1 protein-coding gene is annotated in these 773 nt (G+C 43.5%); it reads left to right on the forward strand.

Annotation, left to right across the window (positions count from 1 at the left end; all coding sequences use genetic code 11):
• The coding region (locus JO950_RS21935) for an AMP-binding protein (RefSeq protein ID WP_202704541.1) at nt 1-773 on the forward strand (773 nt) is incomplete at both ends.

The raw sequence follows: 773 nt of genomic DNA on the forward strand, positions 1-773 counted from the left end.
AGGGAGCTTAATGAGCGATCCAATCAGTTGGCGCATTATCTAAGAGAACGAGGCGTACAAGAAGAGACTTTGGTGCCCATCTGTATGGATCGGGGAGTGGAGATGCTGATTGGTATTTTAGGGATCCTGAAAGCGGGTGGTGCTTATGTGCCTATTGATCCGGCTTATCCTCAGGAACGTATAGGTTATATGCTTGCTGATACAGCTGCCTTACTGGTAGTGAGCACTTTTGAGAGCCAGGCCGTTTTACCTGAAGATTACACCGGACTTTTGGTAGTTGTAGATAGGGATTGGTCTTTGATTAATGAACATCCTACAACGCCTCTTGATGCAGTGCTAAGCTCAGCGAGTCTGGCCTATGTTATTTATACCTCCGGTTCAACAGGAAAACCAAAGGGAGTACTGATTCAGCACAACAATTTGGTTCGTCTGTTCTTTAACGATGCTTCCTTGTATGATTTTAGTGAAAAGGATACCTGGACGTTGTTTCATTCTTTTTGTTTTGACTTTTCAGTGTGGGAGATATTTGGAGCTCTTTTTTATGGAGGTCGTTTGGTGATTATACCCAAAATTATTGCCCAGGATGTGGCAGCCTTTTCAGAGTTATTGGCAGAACAGCAAGTTACGGTACTCAACCAGACTCCTTCTGCATTTTATGCCCTTTTGGGATATGTTAGTGGTAAAGAAATGGCGTTATCATTACGTTACGTTATTTTTGGAGGAGAAGCCCTTAACCCGGCAAAGATCAAGTCATGGAAAGAAGAGTTTCCGGC

It is taken from the genome of Flavobacterium sp. UGB4466 (assembly GCF_903469665.1).
GTDB lineage: Bacteria > Bacteroidota > Bacteroidia > Flavobacteriales > Flavobacteriaceae > Flavobacterium > Flavobacterium lipolyticum.